Consider the following 19,041-nt stretch of genomic DNA (forward strand, 5'->3'; position numbering starts at 1 on the left):
ACGATTGGCAAAAGATATCGTTGCATAGGCGCTTGGTATTGGACAGGCGATAGGTCCGTTGCCCATCATGGACCGGCCACCCATCCGGGATAGAGCAACACAAGGAGACAAGCCATGCAGGAGACATCTCGCCGCCAATTCCTGGCCGCCGGCGCGGCAGCGGCCGCCGCCTGGGGGCTGCCGCAGCACGCGCGCGCGGCCGCTGCCTATCCCGACAAGTCCGTGCGCGTGATCGTGCCCTTTCCCGCCGGTGGCACCACCGACGTGGTGGCGCGGCTGGCCATGCAAAAGCTCGGGGAGCTGACCGGCCAGTCCTTCGTGGTGGACAACAAGGGCGGTGCCAACGGCGTCATCGGCACGGAACTGGCCGCGCGCGCCACGCCCGACGGCTACACCCTGCTGATGAACACGGCGGGCGCGCAGACCCTGAGCCCGGTGCTCTACAAGACCAGCTACGAGGCGCTGGCCAGCTTCGAGCCCATCAGCCATCTGTGCGACGTGGGCTTCGTCCTCATTGCGCGCAAGGACCTGCCCGTGAACAGCCTGCAGGAGCTGGTTGACATGGCCAAACAGGGCAAGCCGCTGAGCGTGTCCTCGGGCAGCAGCATGATTTCGCTGATCACCGAGCAGTTCAAGAAGGTGATTGGCGCGCCGGGCATCGTCAACGCCCAGTACAAGGGCACGGCGCCGCAGATGCAGGCCGTGGTGGCGGGCGAGGTGGATTTCTCGTTCGACTCCTTCACCTCGGTGGAGATGATCCGCACGGGCAAGGTCAAGGCCCTGGCAGTGCTGCTGCCCCAGCGCGCCGAAGTCTTTCCCCAGGTACCCACCATCAAGGAGGCCGGCGTGGACGGCATGGGCTTCAGCTCCTGGTCGGGCCTGCTCGCGCCCAAGGGCACGCCCCGCGACATCGTGGCCCAGCTCGCGCAGCAGATGGACAAGGTCATGCAGATGCCCGACGTGCTGGCCAAGCTGCGCAGCTACAGCTATGTGCCGCGCCGGGGCACGCCCGAGGAGTTCGCGCGGCTGATCGAATCCGACAACGAGCGCTGGAAGCGCATCGTCAGGGAATCCAACTTCAAGGTCGAATGAGACGCGGGGCGGGGGCTAAGATCATGGCCATGCCAAGCTCCCCGCCTCCACACACGTCCCTCGGTACCTGGCCATCGCGCTGGTGGGCCGAAGTATCGGCGCGCGATTTCGCGCTGGCCCAGGCGGGGCTTGCCGCGGAAACCGTGGCGGTGCTGCCCGTGGCCGCCGTGGAGCAGCATGGGCCGCACCTGCCGCTGTCCGTCGATGCCCGCCTGCTGCAGGGCGTGATCGATGCGGCCCTGCCGCTGCTGCCGGCCGACCTGCCCGTGCTCTTTCTTCCTCCGCAGAACATCGGCTTCAGCGTGGAGCACCAATCGTTTGCCGGCACGCTGACGCTGTCGCCCGCCACGGTGATCGCGCTTTGGACCGAACTGGGCGCCTGCGTGGCGCGGGCCGGCGTGCGCCGGCTGCTGCTGCTCAACGGCCATGGCGGCCAGGTCAGCGTGATGGACATCGTGGCGCGCGAGCTGCGCATGCGCCACGGCCTGCTGGTCTACAGCAGCAGCTGGTTCGGCCTGGTGGACGATGCGGCCAATGCGCAGTTCAGCGCGCATGAGCACCGCTTCGGCATCCATGGCGGCGAGGTGGAGACATCGATGATGCTGCACCTGGCGCCGGAGACCGTGCGCATGGAGCATGCGCGGGACTTTCATTCCACTTCGGAGGATAGGGCGCAGCGGCATGCCTTGCTGGGCAACGGGCGAAGCGCCAAGATGGGCTGGGCCATCGAGGACTACAACGTTTGCGGGGCTGTGGGGAATGCTGCGGGGGCCACGGCCGAGCGGGGGGCTTTGATGGTGGAGGCTTCGGCTCGGGGGCTGGTGCGGTTGTTGTCCGAGATGGTTGCGCTGCCTGCGGATACTGTGGGAAGGGCGCCGGAGCCTCTTTAGTTTTGGGCCTTTTTTGGACCCTGCCGGGTGGTGGTTTTTCGAGGCCGGGTCTCGGCCCGGCGGCCGACTGTCCGCGACCCCTTCGCTGCGCTGCGGGGCCACCTGCGCTGACATACGGGGAGTTGTTGCGGGCCTTCGCTGCGCTCGGCCCTTTTTACTGTTTCGGGATCTTGGCCTGGACGATCACGTCGCCCCAGCGTTTGATTTCCGATTGCAGCAATTGCGCGGTCTGCTCGGGCGTACTGGGTTGGGCCTGGACGTTCATTTCGCGCAGTTTCTGCGTGACTTCGGGGGAGTTCACGGCGGCGGCGATTTCCTTGTTCAGGCGGGCGATGATTTCCGGAGGGGTCTTGGCGGGGGCGGCCAGGGCGTTCCAGGAGGAGGCGACGAACCCCTTGACGCCTGACTCCTGGGCCGTGGGCACGCCGGGCAGCAGGGCCGAGCGCTTGTCGCCGGTGATGGCCAGCAGGTTGACGGCCTTGGAGTTGATCTGGCCCATGATGGGCGTGAGGATTTCCACGGCCGCGTCGATCTGCCTGCCCCGCAGGGCCGTGACCACGGCGGGAGTGCCGTTGAAGGGCACGATCTGGGCGTCGATGCCGGCCGTGGTCTTGAACAGTTCGGCCGCCAGGTGCTGGGTGCTGCCGATGGCGATGCTGCCGATGTTGAGCTTGCCGGGGTGGGCCTTGGCCCAGGCCACCAGCTCGCCCAGGTTCCTGAAGCGCGAGTCGCTTGCGGTGAGCACGCCGATGTCGAAGTAGCCCAGGGTGGAAATCGGCGTGAAGTCCTTGACCATGTCGAAAGGCAGTTGATTGAACAGCCCCACGGTGACGGCGCTGCCGTTGGACATGAGGAACAGCGTGTGTCCGTCAGGTGCGGATTTGGCCACGGTGTCGGCTGCGACGATGCCGCCCGCGCTGGGCTTGTTGTCGATGATGACGGGCTGGCCCAGCTGCGAGGCCAGCTTTTGCGCAACGACGCGCGAGGTGACGTCGGCCACGCCGCCTGCGCCAAAGGGCACGACGATGCGGATGGGCTTGTTCGACAGGGGCTGTGCCTGGCTGGTGATGGCGGCCAGCAGCAGGGCCGCGCAGGCCAGGGCGCTGCGCGTGAAGCGGCGTTTGTTCATGGGTCTTTTGTCTCCTGGCCGGCCAGTGTGGCGCAAAAGCGCAGGCCGGCCCAGATCGCCCGTGTTCTGGCTGCTATGCCCTGGCGCAATAGCCGTGTGGCAGCCTGGCCGGGGCTGGATCAGGCGTGCGTGATCCAGCTGCGGTGCTCGTCCGTGTCCAGGTGGTTGAGCGTGTTGAAGGTCTGCAGCATCAGGCGCTTGGGGCTGGTGGTGAACTCGGTCACGGCGCTGTTGCGGATGCGCATGTTCAGCGCAATGGTGACCTCCGGCGAGGTGCCCAGCACATGGCCCACGGCGGTGGAGATGGGGCCGCCGCTGCTGACCAGCAGCACGTTTTCGTCGGCATGTTCATGCCGCACACGCTCCAGCACCTGGCGCACGCCGTCGGAGAAGTCGTCCCAGCTGGGCATGCCCTTGGGGCTGATGGTGCCGGCCATCCACTGGGCCAGGGCATCGCACAGCAGCCGGAAGTGGTGGCGGTACAGCTCGGGTGTGTCGGGCTTGGGCAGGGGCGCTGGGTGGATGGCCTGCAGCAGCGCGCCGCTGTCGTATTCATCGAGGCCCGCAAGCGCCTGGGTGCGGTGCTGCTCGGCAGGCAGGCTGCCCAGGCCTTCGGCGATGCCGGCCAGCGTCTGCGCATGGCGGCGCAGCGTGCCCGTGTAGACCGCGTCGAAGCGCAGGCCGCGCTCTCGCCAGTAGGCACCCAATCTTTGCGATTGCGCCTGGCCGCGTTCGCTGAGCTGGTCGTAGTCTTCGGCACCAAACGAGGCCTGGCCATGGCGCACAAGATAGAGGGTTCCCATGGCGCGGATTGTGGCCAGCGCTGGCGCCGGCGTTTGTCCTGCGGGCGACTGGCTGCCGCCTTGGCGACAGATTCCAGCAGCCCGGCAGGCCCTACAACAGCACCTGGCCGCTCACGCACTCCACCACATGGCCGCCTATCCACAGCGCGCCCTGGGCGTCCTCGCTGACATGCACGCGGCCGTCGCGGCCCACGCAGCAGCCCTGGCTGGCGATGTAGGGCGCGCGCAGCAGGCCTTCGCCGCGCAGCCACAGGGCCAGGCTGGCGTTGAGGCTGCCGGTGACGGGGTCTTCGGTGACGCCGACGGGGCTGGCGAAGCCGCGCACTTCCAGGCTGGGGGCGGCATCCGCATCGGCCCCGGCCGGGCGCTGGCCCGTGGCAAAGGCGCGTGCCTCGCGGCTGCTGCGGCCGATCAGTGCCGGTGCATCTTGCGCGCTTTCGTACAGCGCGCAGGCACCCACCTTGGTGTTCAGCGCCTTGAGCCTTGCATGGTCGGGCTCCAGCGCCAGCACCTGATCGGGATGCTCGAAGAGCACGCCCATCCAGCGCGGGCCGTTGTCCAGCCAGGCGGCGCGCAGGATCTGGCCGGGCTCCGCGCCCAGCGCGGCAGCCACCTCGGCCAGCAGGCCCGGCTCCACGACGCCGATGTCGGTGGCCGGTGCCTGGAAGGCCAGGCGTCCGTCCTGGCGCGCAATCGAGATCAGCCCCTTGGCGCATTCCTGCACGATGCGCTGCGCCTGCTGCGGCACGCCGCCCTGCGCCAGCCAGGCGTGGCAGCTGCCCAGCGTGGGATGGCCGGCAAAGGGCAGCTCGCCGCCCGGCGTGAAGATGCGCACGCGGTAGTCGGCGCCTGCGGCGCGGCCGGCCTCGGTGGGCGGCAGCACGAAGGTGGTCTCCGACAGATTGGTCCAGGCCGCGAAGGACTGCATCTGCGCATCGGTCAATCCGGTGGCGTCGAGCACGACGGCCAGCGGATTGCCCAGGTAGGGCCGTGCCGTGAACACGTCCACGGTCATGAAGGGGCGCTGGCGGGAGACGTATGCAGGTGTCATGGCAACGGGCAGATGGAAGGGAGGATGGAAAAGCCGACGGCAAGCCGGACTTTGGTTCGACTGCGTGTCGGCTTCCCTCTGGCCCAAGCAGGTAACTGGCCCAAACACCAGGGACGCCGAGCAAGAGCCGCCTCACGGCGGGGGCGCCTAGCCGAGGGCGTCGTCCCCCTCCCTTGCGAAGCAAGTAGAGAGGGGGAAGCGGCGCTAGCCGCTCAGGGGGTGGTTTACATCGTGGAGCGGATGGCGGCAGCCAGGGCGGCGATGCCCTTGTCGATCTGCTCGGCCGACACGGTCACGTACGACAGGCGCAGCGTGTTGGCCTGGGGCTCGTCCGCGTAGAACGGCGCGCCGGGCACGAAGGCCGTGCCGCGTTCCACGGCGGCGGGCAGCAGCTTTTGCGCATCCATGCCCTTGGGCAGGCGAACCCACAGGAACATGCCGCCCACGGGACGGGTCCACTGCACGTCCAGGCCGGCCATCTCGCGTTCCAGCGCGGCCAGCATGGCGTCGCGCTGGCGCTTGTACATGGCGCGGATGGTGGGCACATGGCGGTCCAGGAAGCCGTCCTTGATGACCTCGGAGACCACGCGCTGGTTGAAGCCGGGCGTGTGCAGGTCGGCCGCCTGCTTGGCCTGCAGCAGCTTGTTGTAGACGGACTTGGGCGCCACCAGGAAGCCGATGCGCAGGCCCGGGGCCAGCACCTTGGAAAACGAGCCCAGGTAGATCACGCCTTCGGGGTTGCGCGCGGCCAGCGGCAGGGCAGGGGGCTGCTCGAACCACAGGTCGCCATAGGGGTTGTCCTCGATCAGCGGGATGTCGAGTTCACGCGCCTTGTCCACCAGGGCCTGGCGGCGTGCCTCGGCCATGGTGCGGCCGGTGGGGTTCTGGAAGTTGGGCAGCACGTAGGCCAGGCGGGCCTTGTCGGCGCCGGTGCCGGCCTTGGCGGCGAAGTCCTCGACGAGGATGCCGTCGTCATCGCTGTCCACGCCCACGGGAATCGGTTCCTGCGGCGCAAAGGCCTGCAGCGCGCCCAGGTAGGTGGGCTTTTCGACCAGCATGCGGCTGCCGCGGTCCAGGAAGACCTTGCCGATCAGGTCCAGCGCCTGCTGCGAGCCCGTGGTGATCAGCACCTGGTCGGGGTCCACTTCCCAGGGCAGGAAGTCGGCCACGGCCTGGCGCAGGGGCGCGAAGCCTTCGCTGGTGGCGTATTGCAGGGCCGCTGCGCCATCGCGCTGCATCACGGTCTGGCAGGCCTGGGTGAACGCGTCCAGCGGGAAGGCCAGCGGCGAGGGCAGGCCGCCCGCCATGCTGATGATGCCGGGACGGTCGGTGAGCTTGAGGATTTCGCGGATGGCGGAGGGGTTCATCTTGGCAGCACGGTCTGCCAGCGTCCAGGTCGTCATAAAAAAAGCAGTTCCAGGTCTTTGCGGTGCCCGCCATGCGGGCGGGCTGGTATGGGTTGCCATGCCGTCGTGGGGCACGGGCCGGCCGCATGTGAAGAGCGCAGTGCGGATGGTGCTTTCGCTCTTGCGCCGGCAATGAGGGTATTTTGTCGCGGCCGTGAAGGGTCTGCGCATCCTCCCTTCAATAGCTGGGCAGGCCAGTACGGCCTTTGCTTGGGTGTGGATGGCAGACCCTCATGCGGCCACCATCCACATCGCCGTCAGCGCCAGCATGGCCGCCATGGCACGGTTGAACCACAGCAGCCTGCGTCCCTGGGCCAGCCAGTGGCGCAGCAGTGCGCCCACGCAGGCATACAGCAGATTGCTGGAGAAGGCATAGGCGGCCATGACGGGCAGCACCACGGACAGGCGCTCGCTCAGGTCGTCGTGCCCCGCCAGCCAGCCGGCCACGATGGCCAGGGCCAGCAGCCAGGCCTTGATGTTCACGAATTGCAATCCCACGCCCTGCCAGAAACCCACCTGCAGCTGCTGCTGCGATTGCAGTGACGCCATCTGTGCGCTGCGGCTCAGGCGCCAGGCCATCCACAGCAGGTAGCCGATGCCGGCGGCCTTGACCAGCCACAGCAGCAGCGGTGCCGCCACGATCGCCGCGCCCACGCCGGCCGTGCTCAGCACCAGCAGCAAGCACCAGCCCACGGGCACGGCCAGGACGAAGCGCAGCGCCGGGCGCAGGCCGTGGTTGGCGGCCAGGGCCGTGGACAGCGTGGTGTTGGGGCCGGGGCTGAAGCTCATGGAAGCGGCGAGCAGCAGCAAGGCGGTGAGTTCGGACGGTGGCATGAGGCGGTGGCCCCGGAGGTCTCCATACAGGCGGCAAGGGGCTGTTGGGGAGGAGGGCACGGCAGGCCTGCTCCGCAGCACGAATGCCTGCAATATAGGTGCAAGACCTGTACAGTACCAATACAGTTGAACCCTCAATTGCATGTTCTGTATCGGCGCCCATCCCGATACAGTGACGTTTTGGTGACCCTCTCATGCCCGTTCCCCTTTCGCGGCTGGCGCCGCAGACCCTGAGCACCCAGCTGGCCGAACGCCTGGGAGAGCGCATCCGCATGCGCCTGCTGCCGGCGGGCGCACGCCTGCCCTCGGTGCGCGAATGCGCGCGCCAGCAGGGCGTGAGCACGCACACGGTGGTGGCCGCCTATGACCTGCTGCAGGCCCAGGGCCTGGTCGAGGCGCGGCCGCAAAGCGGCTTTTTCGTGCGCGATTTCGTGCAGGACGCACCGCTGCTGCAGTCCGAACAGGCCCGCGCCGCGCCTGCGGACGAGGCCACCGGCGCGCCCAAGGGAACGCGCATCAATGCCTCCATGCTGGTGCGCGGCATGTTCCACCAGAGCGTGGGCGGCAGGCCCCAGCCCGGCGCGGGCGTGCTGCCGGCCCAATGGCTGGAGGCAGGCTTTCTGGCCGCTGCCATGCGCAAGGCCTGCTCGGGAAAATCCCTGCACGACTCCTGCGTGGGCTATGGCGACCCGCTGGGCGACATCAGCCTGCGCGAGGCGCTGTCGCGGCGCCTGGCGCGCCTGGGCATTGCGGCGGCGCCGCAGCACATCATCACCACCATGGGCGCAACGCATGGACTGGACGTGGTCAGCCGGGCCCTGCTGCAGCCGGGCGATCCGGTGATGGTGGAGGAGCCCGGCTGGGCCGTGGAGTTCGCGCGCCTGGCATCGCTGGGCATGCGCGTGCTGCCCGTGCCGCGCGGCCCCGACGGGCCGGACCTGGCCGTGATGCAGCGCTACTGCGAAAGCTGCGCGCCCAAGCTCTACGTCAGCGTGAGCGTGCTGCACAACCCCACCGGCTACAGCCTGTCGCCGGCCAGCGCCCACGAGGTGCTGCAGCTGGCGCGGCGATTCGGCTTCTACGTGGTGGAGGACGATACCTATGGCGAGATCGCGCCCGACCACGCCGCACGCATGACCGTGCTGGACCGCCTGGGCCACAGCATCTACGTGAGCGGCTTCGCCAAGCTGCTGGCGCCCAACTGGCGCGTTGGCTATCTGGCGCCGCCGCCTGCGCTGGTGGAGCGCCTGGTGGACACCAAGCTGCTGTCCACGCTGACCACCCCCGCACTGACGGAACGCGCCCTGGCCCACTGCATGGACCAGGGCCAGCTGCGCCGCCATGCCGAGCGCCTGCGCCAGCACCTGGCCCAGGCCCGCATGCGCAGCGTGGCACTGGCCCAGCAGGCCGGAGCCCGCTTCGCGGCCGAGCCGGCCGGCATGTTCGGCTGGGTGGACACCGGCGTGGACACCGAAACCCTGGCCCAGCGCCTGCTGGACGCCGGCTACTTCATCGCCCCCGGCTCCATGTTCCACGCCGGCCGCCAGCCCAGCACCTGCATGCGCATCAACTTCGCCACCACGCAGGAACCCGCCTTCTGGCGCATCTTCGAACGCGAAGTCCAGGCCATGCGCGGCAGCGCATAGAAAAGGGAATGGGAGAGAGGAGAGGGGGAGGGGGCGGAAGGCGGGGAAGACTGTATCGACCCGCAAACATAGATCAGACCAGCAGCGCAAAAAACCGACGAGGCCCAAAGCGAGGGACACCGAGCAAGGGCCGCCCCGCCGCGAGGGTGTCGTCCCCCTCCCCCGCGAAGCGGGTAGAGAGGGTGAAGGCGCGTTAGCGCCTCAGGGGGGGCCCCCAGTCAATGCGCCCGCATCTTCGTACGCAGGCGCGCAATCGCCTGGCTGTGCAGCTGGCACACACGCGATTCGGTCACGCCCAGCACGGCGGCGATTTCCTTGAGGTTCATGTCGTGCTCGTAATACATGCCCATGATGTACTGCTCGCGCTCGGGCAGGGCCTTGATGGCTTCGACCAGGGCCACGCGCAGGCGGTGGTCGCGCAGCAGCGCAAAGGGGTCGGCGCCGCTGTCGGCCACGTGGCGTTCGAGGAAGTCCTCGCCCTCGTCGCCGCCTGACATGTCTTCCAGGTAGACCAGTTGCGTGCCGCGCACCTTGCCCAGCAGCGACTGGTAGTCGTCCAGGTCCATGCCCAGCTCGTCGGCGATCTCGGACTCCAGCGGGGTGCGTCCCAGGCGCTGCTCCAGGCGGTGCAGCGCGTGCTCTATGTCCTTCTGGCTCTTGCGCGAGCTGCGGCTCATCCAGTCGCCCTCGCGCAGTTCATCGAGCATGGCGCCGCGGATGCGCTGGCTGGCGAAGGTCTCGAATTGCACGCCCTGCTCGCTCTCGAAGCGGGACAGGGCTTCGGCCAGGCCGATCATTCCGACCTGTATCAGATCATCAAGCTCCACATTGGGAGGCAGCTTGGCGATCATGTGCAGCGCGATCCGGCGTACCAGGGGTACGTGCCGACGGATCAGTGCATCGCGGTCGAGTTGGCCTTTGGCGGTGTACATGGCAGTCAGTGGCTCCAGGCATGGGATGCAGGCAGCGGTGCGTAGCCGGCGGCCAGGTCCTGGCCGCCATGCGGCAATACGCTGCCCGCATGGTTGAGCAACTGCAGCGCCAGGCGCTGCAGGTCCGGTGCATGGTGCAGGCGCACGGGCAGCAGCCCGGGCGCGTGGCCCAGATGGCGCTGTGCGCAGCGCAGCAGCGCGTCGATCTGTGACTGGCGCCGTTGCGCATCCTCGGCCTGGCTGCGGGCACCGGTCTGTCCGCGGCGCCAATCGTAGCTGGTCACATCCACGGGGTCAGCGCCGGGCAGCAGCGGCGCCAGCAGGCAGCGCAGGCCGGCATGCACGGCCAGCTGCTTGAGCTGGCGGTAGCAGCCCAGCACGCGGGGGCCGTGTTCTGGCAGCACCATCAGCGGGTGCACGGCCTGGCCGGGCAGATTGCGGGCCAGCGTGTCGGCATCGGCATACAGCATGACGATGGCATAGCCGCGCACATGGCGCTGCAGCCATTGCATGGGCGTCATGCCGGCTTGCCGTGCCTGCAGGGGCAGCAGCTCCAGGCCCTGGCGGGCAGGCAGCACGGCCACCGAGCTGTGACGGGGGTCGGGGTGCAGGCCGGTACGGGCCTGCCAGGCGCTTTGCTGCAGCAGCTGGGCCAGGCCAGGCGCGTCGGCCGCCTCGCCCTGGCTGGCATCGAGCACAAGGACGGGCATGCCCAGGCGCTGCAGGCTGGCGCAGACCGGCCACAGCAGGGATTGCTCGGACTGGCCTTCAGGGTCGGCCGCCGTGTCGCGCAGCATGGCCAGCACACGCAGGCTGGACGGTGCTGCGGCGCCGGGCTGGCCGTGCAGGCCCAGGCCCTGGTGCAGTTGGGGGAAGGTCTCAAGCATGGCTGACCTCGCTGTCCATGGTGCTGGGGCTGGACGGGGTGAAGAAGAAGTCCAGGTCCAGCGCCTTGGGATCGAAGGCCGAGCGGGTGGAGGCGCGCATGGAGGCGGAGACCAGCTGCTGCGCATCGGCGCGCTCCCAGTCTTCGGGCACGCGCTGGCCGTTGGTCACGCCGCGCAGCTGCATCTGGTGGCGGATCAGCGTGTCCACCGAGGGGCCCAGCTTCACGGCCTCGTCCACCTTGGTGAGGATGGCCTGGCTGGAGCCGCGTGCCTTGAAGGCCTGCATCACATCGTCCAGCGCATCGCCCTGGCCGGCCGCGTTCACGGCCAGCAGCTTTTGCACGCCGGGCAGGTCCAGCAGGTCCAGGATTTCGTCCTTGCGCGGATCGCGCGGGGCCACGCCCGTGGTGTCGATCAGCACCAGCTGCTTGTTGGCCAGCAGGCCCAGCAGGTCCTGCAGCGCGGCGCGGTCATGGGCCAGGTGGGCGACCATGCCCAGCATGCGGCCGTAGGAGCGCAGCTGGTCGTGGGCGCCGACGCGGTAGGTGTCCAGGGTGATCAGGCCGACGCTGGAGGCGCCGTACTTGGCCGCGCACAGGGCCGCCAGCTTGGCCGTGGTCGTGGTCTTGCCCACGCCGGTGGAGCCCACCAGGGCGAAGACGCCGCCTTGCTCGTACAGCGGCTCCTGGCCGGCGTCGGTGCGCAGATTGCGTTCCAGCACCTGCATCAGCCAGCGCACGGCGTCGCCGGCGGACAGGTCCTGGGGCATGTGCTCGACCAGGGCGCGGGCCAGCACGGGGGAGTAGCCCGCGCGGATCAGCTTGTGCGTGAGATTGGCGTGGATGGGGTTCTGGCGCGTCTGGCCCAGCCAGGTCAGGGTGTTGAAGCGCTCTTCGATCAGGTCGCGCACGGACTGCAGCTCATCGCGCAGCGCCTGGGAGGCCATGGCTGGAGCGGGTTCGCTGCGCAGGGGCTCGCGCAGCGGCGCCTCGGCGCTGGCGCGCAGCGGATTGTGGCGGGCCACGGAAGGCGCGGGCTGTGCCTTGAACGGCTGCTGTGCGGCCATGGGCGCGGCGGCCGGCGCTTCGCGCAGGGCGTCGCCCAGGCTGCGGCGCTGGGCAAAGCTGGGCAGGGGCTCGTCGACGCCGGCCTCGTGGCGGCGGCGCAGCATGCGTTCGCGCACGTAGTCCTGGAAGGACAGGGTGCTCATGGCCAGTTGCTCGGTGTCTTCCTGCACGCTCTGGCGCAGGCCGGCAGGCTCGGCACCATCTGCCGACAGCGAGGCTGCCAGCGAAGCCGCCTGTGAGGGCGCCGGCGAAGGCTGCTGTGCCGTGCGCGGCTGGGTATGTGCCTGGATCAGCTGGGCCTGCAGCTGGGGACGCAGGCCCGTGGTCTCCTCGGCCGAGCGGCGCTCGATGGCCTGCTGCAGCGGCGTGCTGCTGGCGGCGGCCTTGCTGTGCTCCAGCGTGTCCTCGGCCGTGGCCATGACCTCGACGCCGTCGGGCGTGCTGCGGTTGGACAGGATCAGGGTGCCCGCTCCGAAAGCCATGCGCGCCTTGGCCAGGGCCTCGCGGGAGGTAGGGGCGTAGAAGCGTTTGATGTTCATGCGGATGCACCTTTAAGAATCGAGCCGATGCGGATGGTGTGCGTCTCGGGGATCTCGCTGTGGGCGAGAACCTGCAGACGCGGCGCCACGCGGCGCACCAGGCGGGCAATGGAGTTGCGGATGGAATCGGGGACCAGCAGGCAGGCAGGCAGGCCCAGCTCTTCTTGCTGGTTGGCCATGTCGGCCGCCTTCTGGGTGAGGATCTCGGCCACGCCGGGATCCAGTGAGGGGGCACCGGGGTTGGACAGGGCCTGCACCAGCAGGCGCTCGAGTCCGGGCTCGATGGCGATGACGTTCAGCTCGCGGGTCGGGCCGTAGATCTGCTGGACGATGGACGGCGACAGCGCAATGCGCACGCGGCGGGCCAGCTCGACGGGGTCCTGGGTGGTCGAGGAGTGCTCGGCCAGCGTCTCGATGATGGTGCGGATGTCGCGGACGTGCACCGAGTCCTCCAGCAGCAGCTGGAGCACTTTCTGGAACGTCGTGATGGACACCATTTTCGGAATGACTTCTTCGATCAACTTGGGAGCCAGCTTGGCCACATGCTCCACCAACTGCTGCGTCTCGGTACGGCTGATCAGCTTGGCGGCATGCACTTGCATCAAGTGTGACAAATGGGTGGCCATCACGGTTTCCGAATCAACCACGGTAAAGCCTGCCATTTGTGCCGCTTCCTTCTGGCGTTCGTCGATCCAGTGGGCGGGCAGGCCGAAGGCCGGGTCGGTGGTCTGGGTGCCGATCAGCGGGGTGCTGATGCCGCCCGGATTGATGGCCAGGAACATGCCGGGGAAGGCCTCGCCCTCGCCCACCATCACGCCGCGCAGGGTGATGCGGTAGGCGCTGGGCTTGAGCTCCAGGTTGTCGCGCACATGCACGGCCGGGGGCAGAAAGCCCACTTCCTGTGCGAACTTGCGGCGCACGCCCTTGATGCGGGTCAGCAGGTCGCCCTGGCGGCCCTTGTCCACCAGGGTGATCAGGCGGTAGCCCAGCTCCAGGCCCAGCAGGTCCACGGGCTGCAGGTCGTCCCAGGTGGCTTCGCCGTCGCTGGGCGCGGCCACGGGGGCGGGGGCCTGGGTTTGCTGGGCGGCGCGTTCCTGCTGGCGGCGCGAGAGCATCCAGGCCAGCCAGCCCAGCAGTGCGCCCGTGCTCAGGAACACGACGTGGGGCATGCCCGGAATGACACCCAGCAGGCCCAGCACGCCGGCCGTGATGCCCAGCACCTTGGGCGACATGAACAGCTGCTGCGCGATCTGCTGGCCCATGTCGGTTTCCTTGCCCACGCGCGAGATCACCATGGCCGCGGCCACCGAGATCAGCAGGCCGGGGATCTGTGCGACCAGCGCATCGCCCACGGCCAGCAGGATGTAGCTGTCGGCGGCCTGGCCGGCCGACAGGCCGTGCTGGATCATGCCGATGGCGAAGCCGCCGATGATGTTGATCACCAGGATCAAGATGCCGGCGACCGCGTCGCCGCGCACGAACTTGCTGGCGCCGTCCATGGAGCCGAAGAAGTTGGCTTCCTCCTGCACCTCGGCGCGGCGGCGCTTGGCTTCCTTTTCGTCGATCAGGCCGGCGTTCAGGTCGGCATCCACGGCCATCTGCTTGCCGGGCATGGCGTCCAGGGTGAAGCGGGCCGAGACTTCGGCGATACGCTCGGCACCCTTGGTGATCACCACGAAGTTGATCACCACCAGGATGGCGAACACGATCAGGCCGACCGCGAAGTTGCCGCCGATCAGGAAGTGGCCGAAGGCCTCGATCACCGCACCGGCCGCTCCGGGGCCGGTGTGGCCTTCCAGCAGCACCACGCGGGTGGAGGCCACGTTCAGCGACAGGCGCATCAGCGTGGTCAGCAGCAGCACCGAGGGGAAGGCCGCAAAGTCCAGCGGCCGGATCATGTAGGCCGCCACCATCATCACCATCAGCGCCACGGCGATGTTCAGCGTGAAGAACGTGTCCAGCAGCCACGGCGGAATCGGCAGCACCATCAGCGCCAGGATGGCCACCACCAGCAGCGGCGCCATCAGGCCCTGGGCGAACCTGGTGTTCTCGCCCGACCACATCGATTGCAGGGATTGGAGCGGATTCGTCGTCATGGAGCAGTACCTTCAGTGGTCGCGGCGGCGGGCGCGCGGCGGCCCTGGTGCGGATCGAGTTCGGCGGGCACGGCGGGTTCGCCGAGATCGCCAGGCATGGGGCCTTCGCCGCGCAGCGCGGCCTTCAGGCGGTAGACATAGGCCAGGACCTGGGCCACGGCCGTGTACAGCGCGGCGGGAATGGCCTGGTCCAGGTCGGCGTGCGCGTACAGGGCGCGCGCCAGCATCGGGGATTCGAGCACCGGTATCTTGTGGGCGCCCGCGACCTCGCGGATCTTCAGCGCCACCAGGTCCGTGCCCTTGGAGATGACCTGCGGGGCGGCCATGGTCTTTTCGTCGTAGCGCAGCGCCACGGCATAGTGCGTGGGGTTGGTGACCACGAAGTCGGCGCGCGGCACGGCGTTGACGCTGGCACGGTCGGCGATCTCGCGCTGCTTCTGGCGGATCTTGCTCTTGATCTGCGGGTTGCCGTCGGACTCCTTGTGCTCCTGCTTGACTTCCTCGTGGCTCATCTTCAGGCGCGACTTGAACAGGTAGGCCTGCAGCGGCACGTCGATCACGGCCATCAGGAACACCACCAGCAGCAGCAGGGCCACGCCGCTGGCCAGCCACTGCCCGGTCATGGTCAGCGCCATGGCCGAAGGCTGGGAGGAGATGGCGGCGATCTCGGCGATGTGGCTGCTCAGGAACTTCCAGGCCACGAAGGAGAGGATGGCCGTCATCGCCACCATCTTGGCCACGGTCACCATCTGCTGCTTGGAAAACAGATTGGTCAGGCCCGACAGCGGGTTGAGGCGGTTGAACTGCGGCTGTATGGGCTTGAGGCTCAGGATCCAGCCGCCGGCCAGCATGCCCGACAGCACGGCCGCGGCCGTGGTCACGGCGGCAACGCCCAGGGAAATCTTCAGGCCCAGGCTGCCCATGGACAGCATGCGCTCCATCATCAGGGCCGGGGTCTTGGCCGTGTGCGCGTCGAACGCCAGTTGCTGGGCCAGCGCCATGCGCAGGTGCTGGATCAGGGGCTCGGCGCCCATCAGCATCATCAGCGCGCCCGTGCCCAGGATGGCCAGGTGGGACAGGTCCCGAGAGCGCGCACCCTGGCCGTCAGAACGCGTTTTCTGCAGTTTGCGTTCGGTGGCTGGCAGGTTTTTGTCTTGGCTGGAGTCCATGGCGCAATGACGGAAGGATTTGCGTCATTGTCGGAACAAGCCGGATGGGCGAAGCCCCGATAAGCAGGGCTCAAGCGGCGCTTATGCGCTGTCTGGGGTGTGGTGCGGCAGGCAGCGGCACGCCGGCAAACCCTTGCCCCGCAGCGGGAAGGGTTGCCGTGCAAATGCAAATGCAAAGGCGCATGGCGCCCCGGGGTGTGTCAGAACCCCAGGCTGGCCAGCAGATCGTCCACCTGGGACTGTGAAGTCACCACATCGGGTGTCTTCTCGGGATCGACCACGGGGCCGGCCAGGTGCTCCTTGGGCTTTTCCAGCGGCTCCAGCGCCGTCTGCTGCGGGTTGGGCGAGGTCTGGATGAGCAGCTGCACCAGCTGGTCCTCCAGGTCGGCGGCCAGCGACACCACGCGGGCGATGACCTGGCCCGTGAGATCGTGGAAGTCCTGGGACATCATGATCTCGGTGAGGTGCTCATCGGCCTGTTGCGTGTCCTGCTCGACCTCTTCGAGGAAGTTCATCACCCGGCCCTTGGCCACGGCCGCCACGGGATCCTCGACCAGCTGCGCGCGCATGGCGCGCACGCGCTCGGCCAGCCGGTCCTGCTGGCTCTTGGCCAGCTCGACACGGTTGAGGACCTTCTCGGCGGCCTCTCCGGTCAGCCGCGCAATGTAGGAAAGGCGGCTTTGCGCATCCGGCAGCTCTCCCATGCTGCCGCGCAATCGGTCCGCATAGCCCAGCTCGTTGAGCGAGTCATGCAGCTGGCGCGTGAGAACGCCTACCTTGTAGTGGACGCTGTCGGGGACATCCGGGTTGCTCATGGCGCGCGCCCTACAGGCCCAGCTTTTTGAGGATCAGGTTGACTTTCTCTTCCAGCGTGGCCTTGGTGAAGGGCTTGACGATGTAGCCTGCCGCACCGCCCTGGGCCGCTGCCACGATGTCCTCCTTGCGGGCCTCGGCCGTCACCATCAGCACGGGAAGGTGCTTGAGTTTGTCGTCCTGCTTGATTTCGGTGAGCAGCTGGAAGCCGTTCATGTTCGGCATGTTGATGTCCGTCACCACGAAATCGAACTTGCTGTTGCGCAGCTTGTGCAGTGCCACGACGCCGTCTTCGGCTTCATCGGCTTCGGGAAAGCCGCTCTCCTTGAGCAGATTGCGCACGATGCGCCGCATGGTGGAGAAGTCGTCAACGATCAAAAAACGCAGGGCATTAGCCACGTGAGGCCCTTTCGGTCGGTAGGTGCTCGGTACTGGTAAGAATCCGCCGCGATGGTAACAATATGAAACCTTCTTGGCGCAATGTGGGAATTTTCCTGCTTTTCGGCAGCATCGGGCTCAAACCTTAATTTGTTACACGATCAGGTGACGCGGGCGCCGAAGGGGCGGCTGCGGCTGCGGCTGCGGCTGCGGGCGCGGCGGCAGCGGGCTGCGCGGCAGTCTCGCCGGCCGTGGCTTCGGCTGTGGCTGCATTCGCGGTGCCGCCGCTGCCGCCGGCCAATGACGGCGGCAAGGCGTTGCGCGTCACGGGCCCACGGTGGCCCAGCAGGCGCTTTTCGGCCTCCTGCGTGAGCACGGTGATGGTGATGCGCCGGTTCTGGGGCGCGCGCGGATCGTCGGGCAGCAGCAGGTCGCTGCTGGCCAGGCCCGTGATGCGTGCCAGCTGGTTCAGGGGCATGCCGGCGGCCACCAGCTCGCGGCGCGAGGCGTTGGCGCGGTCGGCCGACAGCTCCCAGTTGCTGTAGCCGCGGTCGGCATTGCCGTAAGGGGCCGCGTCGGTGTGGCCGGACAGGCTGATGCGGTTTTCCGCGCCTGCCAGCGCCGCGCCCACCTCGCGCAGGATGTCGCGCATATACGGTTTGACCAGGGCGCTGCCGCTGTCGAACATGGGGCGGTTTTGCTCGTCCACGATCTGGATCTGCAGGCCGTCGGGCGTCACGTCGGTGCGGATCTGAGAACGGAATTCGTTCAGGCGCGCATTGCTGGTGATCATCGCGTCCACCTTGGCCTTGAGTGCCTTGATGCGGTTGGAGTCCACCTGGGCCTGATCGGCGCGGCCCGAATCGACGCTGGTGCGCCGGTTGGAGCTGTCGGCGGCCTCGGAGCGCCGTACCTGGCCGTGCACCTTGGCCAGGTCGTTGCCGCCGCCGGGAATCACGCTGGAGCTGTTGCCTGCACCGTCGCCGCCGGCCATCGCCACCTTCAGCGGCGAGGAAAAATACGCCGCGATGCCCTGCAGCTCTCCCTTGGCCGTGGAGCCCAGCAGCCACATCAGCAGGAAGAAGGCCATCATCGCGGTCACGAAGTCGGCGTAGGCGATCTTCCAGGCGCCGCCGTGGGGCGCATGCGCCGTCTTCTTGACGCGCTTGATGATGATCGGCTGTAACTTTTTCTCTGCCATGGCTTGACGCTGCTGGGTGCAGGATTACTTCTTGCCCTTGACGTGGGTTTCCAGTTCCAGGAAACCGGGGCGTTCGGTAGAGAACAGCACCTTGCGGCCGAACTCGATGGCGGTGGCGGGGTTGTAGCCCTGCATGCTGGCCAGCAAGGTGGTCTTGATGCACTCCAGTTCCTTGGCGGCGTCCTGGGCGCGCTGCTCCACCAGGCCGGCCATGGGCTCCACCAGCGCATAGGCCAGCAAGATGCCCAGGAAGGTACCGACCAGGGCCGAGGCGATCATGCCGCCCAGCACCGAAGGAGGCTGGCCCACCGAGCCCATGGTGTTCACCACGCCCAGAACGGCCGCAATGATCCCGAAGGCGGGCAGGGCGCCGGCCAGGCGGGTCAGTGCGTTGACGGGGGCATGGGCCTCGGCGTGGTGGGCCTCGATCTCGCTGTCCATCAGCGACTCGATCTCGTGGGAATTGAGATTGCCCGACACCATCATGCGCAGATAGTCGGTCAGGAACTCCACCACATGGTGGTCCGCCAGCAGCTCGGGGTACTTGGTGAAGATGGGCGACTCGTTGGGTGCCTCCACATCGCCTTCGATGGACATCAGGCCCTCCTTGCGGGCCTTTTGCAGAATCTCGTACAGCAGGGCCATCAGCTCCATGAAGCGGGCCTTGGTGTAGCGCGAACTCTTCATCACGCCAGGGATGGCCTTGGCCGTGGCCTTGAGCACCTTGGGCTGGTTGCACACGATGAAGGCGCCGATGGCGCCGCCGCCAATGGTGATCATTTCAAAAGGCAGTGCCTTGAGAATGACCTGGACGTTGCCCCCGTGCAGCACATAGGTGCCGAAGATGCAACCGAAGGCGACGATGTATCCGATGATGACAAGCATGGGAGTGGATTCTGTCAGAGGTGTCCCGATGGAAAAGTCGGAACTGGCTTGGAAATGCGCGCTTGTTTTGACACTGGGCCGTGGCGGGGTGGCGGCCATCGACGAACCCATGGCTTGTCAAGCTATCGGCCGCAGGCATCCATACTTGAGAGCCCTGAGATGAAGGTGTAAACGCGCCGCTGCGCGCCAAAAGCCTGAAAAGGCCGGCAAATCGGTGCCTGTT

General features: G+C 67.7%; 17 protein-coding genes. 3 read left to right on the plus strand and 14 right to left on the minus strand.

Going from position 1 to position 19,041, the window contains the following annotated elements; all coding sequences use genetic code 11:
- Positions 1-114 precede the first annotated feature (114 nt).
- Together U6958_RS04680 and U6958_RS04685 are read left to right on the plus strand one after the other, a co-directional pair.
- On the plus strand, positions 115-1,092 hold the full coding sequence (locus tag U6958_RS04680; RefSeq protein WP_016449278.1) for a tripartite tricarboxylate transporter substrate binding protein: 978 nt from the start codon (positions 115-117) through the stop codon (positions 1,090-1,092).
- A gap of 29 nt (positions 1,093-1,121) precedes the next feature.
- Positions 1,122-1,982 (plus strand): creatininase family protein, encoded by an 861-nt coding sequence (locus U6958_RS04685; protein WP_074923353.1) that lies wholly within the window; start codon positions 1,122-1,124, stop codon positions 1,980-1,982.
- Between the two features lie 154 nt (positions 1,983-2,136).
- Here U6958_RS04685 and U6958_RS04690 read toward each other — a convergent pair whose 3' ends face one another.
- The 5 genes from U6958_RS04690 to U6958_RS04710 all read right to left on the minus strand — a co-directional run bounded on the left by U6958_RS04690 (position 2,137) and on the right by U6958_RS04710 (position 7,205).
- Entirely contained in the window at positions 2,137-3,111 is a 975-nt protein-coding gene (locus U6958_RS04690; RefSeq protein ID WP_074923344.1) for a tripartite tricarboxylate transporter substrate binding protein, read from the minus strand.
- A gap of 119 nt (positions 3,112-3,230) precedes the next feature.
- On the minus strand, positions 3,231-3,914 hold the full coding sequence (locus U6958_RS04695; protein ID WP_074923343.1) for a histidine phosphatase family protein: 684 nt from the start codon (positions 3,912-3,914) through the stop codon (positions 3,231-3,233).
- 91 nt (positions 3,915-4,005) lie between these two features.
- Entirely contained in the window at positions 4,006-4,965 is a 960-nt protein-coding gene (locus U6958_RS04700; RefSeq protein ID WP_074923342.1) for a PhzF family phenazine biosynthesis protein, read from the minus strand.
- Between the two features lie 224 nt (positions 4,966-5,189).
- A complete protein-coding gene (locus U6958_RS04705; protein WP_016449283.1) occupies positions 5,190-6,368 on the minus strand; it encodes a PLP-dependent aminotransferase family protein in 1,179 nt (392 codons plus the stop codon).
- 234 nt (positions 6,369-6,602) lie between these two features.
- Positions 6,603-7,205, minus strand: a complete 603-nt coding sequence (locus U6958_RS04710) for a LysE family translocator (RefSeq protein WP_016449284.1) — start codon at positions 7,203-7,205, stop codon at positions 6,603-6,605.
- Positions 7,206-7,399: 194 nt separating this feature from the next.
- On the opposite strand from U6958_RS04710, the gene U6958_RS04715 reads away from it, so the two are divergent.
- Positions 7,400-8,851 (plus strand): PLP-dependent aminotransferase family protein, encoded by a 1,452-nt coding sequence (locus tag U6958_RS04715; protein ID WP_016449285.1) that lies wholly within the window; start codon positions 7,400-7,402, stop codon positions 8,849-8,851.
- A gap of 218 nt (positions 8,852-9,069) precedes the next feature.
- On the opposite strand, the gene U6958_RS04720 is transcribed toward U6958_RS04715, so the two are convergent.
- From U6958_RS04720 to motA, 9 genes are all read right to left on the minus strand, one after another.
- Positions 9,070-9,783: an RNA polymerase sigma factor FliA gene (locus U6958_RS04720; RefSeq protein WP_012202528.1), complete on the minus strand. Its 714-nt coding sequence runs from the start codon at positions 9,781-9,783 to the stop codon at positions 9,070-9,072.
- A gap of 5 nt (positions 9,784-9,788) precedes the next feature.
- Complete coding sequence (locus tag U6958_RS04725; RefSeq protein WP_016449286.1) at positions 9,789-10,670, minus strand: hypothetical protein; 882 nt, start codon at positions 10,668-10,670, stop codon at positions 9,789-9,791.
- Positions 10,663-12,276 carry a flagellar biosynthesis protein FlhF gene (gene flhF / locus U6958_RS04730; protein WP_047327025.1) on the minus strand — a complete coding sequence of 538 codons (1,614 nt, stop codon included), beginning with the start codon at positions 12,274-12,276 and terminating at the stop codon, positions 10,663-10,665. Before flhF ends, U6958_RS04725 begins: the two co-directional genes overlap by 8 nt.
- Positions 12,273-14,372, minus strand: a complete 2,100-nt coding sequence (gene flhA / locus U6958_RS04735; protein ID WP_016454350.1) for a flagellar biosynthesis protein FlhA — start codon at positions 14,370-14,372, stop codon at positions 12,273-12,275. The genes flhF and flhA overlap by 4 nt, the downstream gene beginning before the upstream one ends.
- Positions 14,369-15,541, minus strand: a complete 1,173-nt coding sequence (locus U6958_RS04740) for a flagellar biosynthesis protein FlhB (protein WP_016449289.1) — start codon at positions 15,539-15,541, stop codon at positions 14,369-14,371. Before U6958_RS04740 ends, flhA begins: the two co-directional genes overlap by 4 nt.
- A gap of 200 nt (positions 15,542-15,741) precedes the next feature.
- A complete protein-coding gene (locus U6958_RS04745; protein ID WP_016449290.1) occupies positions 15,742-16,356 on the minus strand; it encodes a protein phosphatase CheZ in 615 nt (204 codons plus the stop codon).
- 10 nt (positions 16,357-16,366) lie between these two features.
- Positions 16,367-16,753, minus strand: coding sequence for a chemotaxis response regulator CheY (gene cheY / locus U6958_RS04750; RefSeq protein WP_012202534.1), 387 nt, complete (start codon positions 16,751-16,753; stop codon positions 16,367-16,369).
- Positions 16,754-16,877: 124 nt separating this feature from the next.
- Complete coding sequence (gene motB, locus U6958_RS04755; RefSeq protein ID WP_074923341.1) at positions 16,878-17,933, minus strand: flagellar motor protein MotB; 1,056 nt, start codon at positions 17,931-17,933, stop codon at positions 16,878-16,880.
- 24 nt (positions 17,934-17,957) lie between these two features.
- Positions 17,958-18,818, minus strand: coding sequence for a flagellar motor stator protein MotA (motA, locus tag U6958_RS04760; RefSeq protein WP_016449292.1), 861 nt, complete (start codon positions 18,816-18,818; stop codon positions 17,958-17,960).
- Between the last annotated feature and the right edge of the window lie 223 nt (positions 18,819-19,041).

Source organism: Delftia lacustris, from assembly GCF_040267515.1.
In the GTDB taxonomy this organism is placed as follows: domain Bacteria; phylum Pseudomonadota; class Gammaproteobacteria; order Burkholderiales; family Burkholderiaceae_C; genus Comamonas; species Comamonas tsuruhatensis.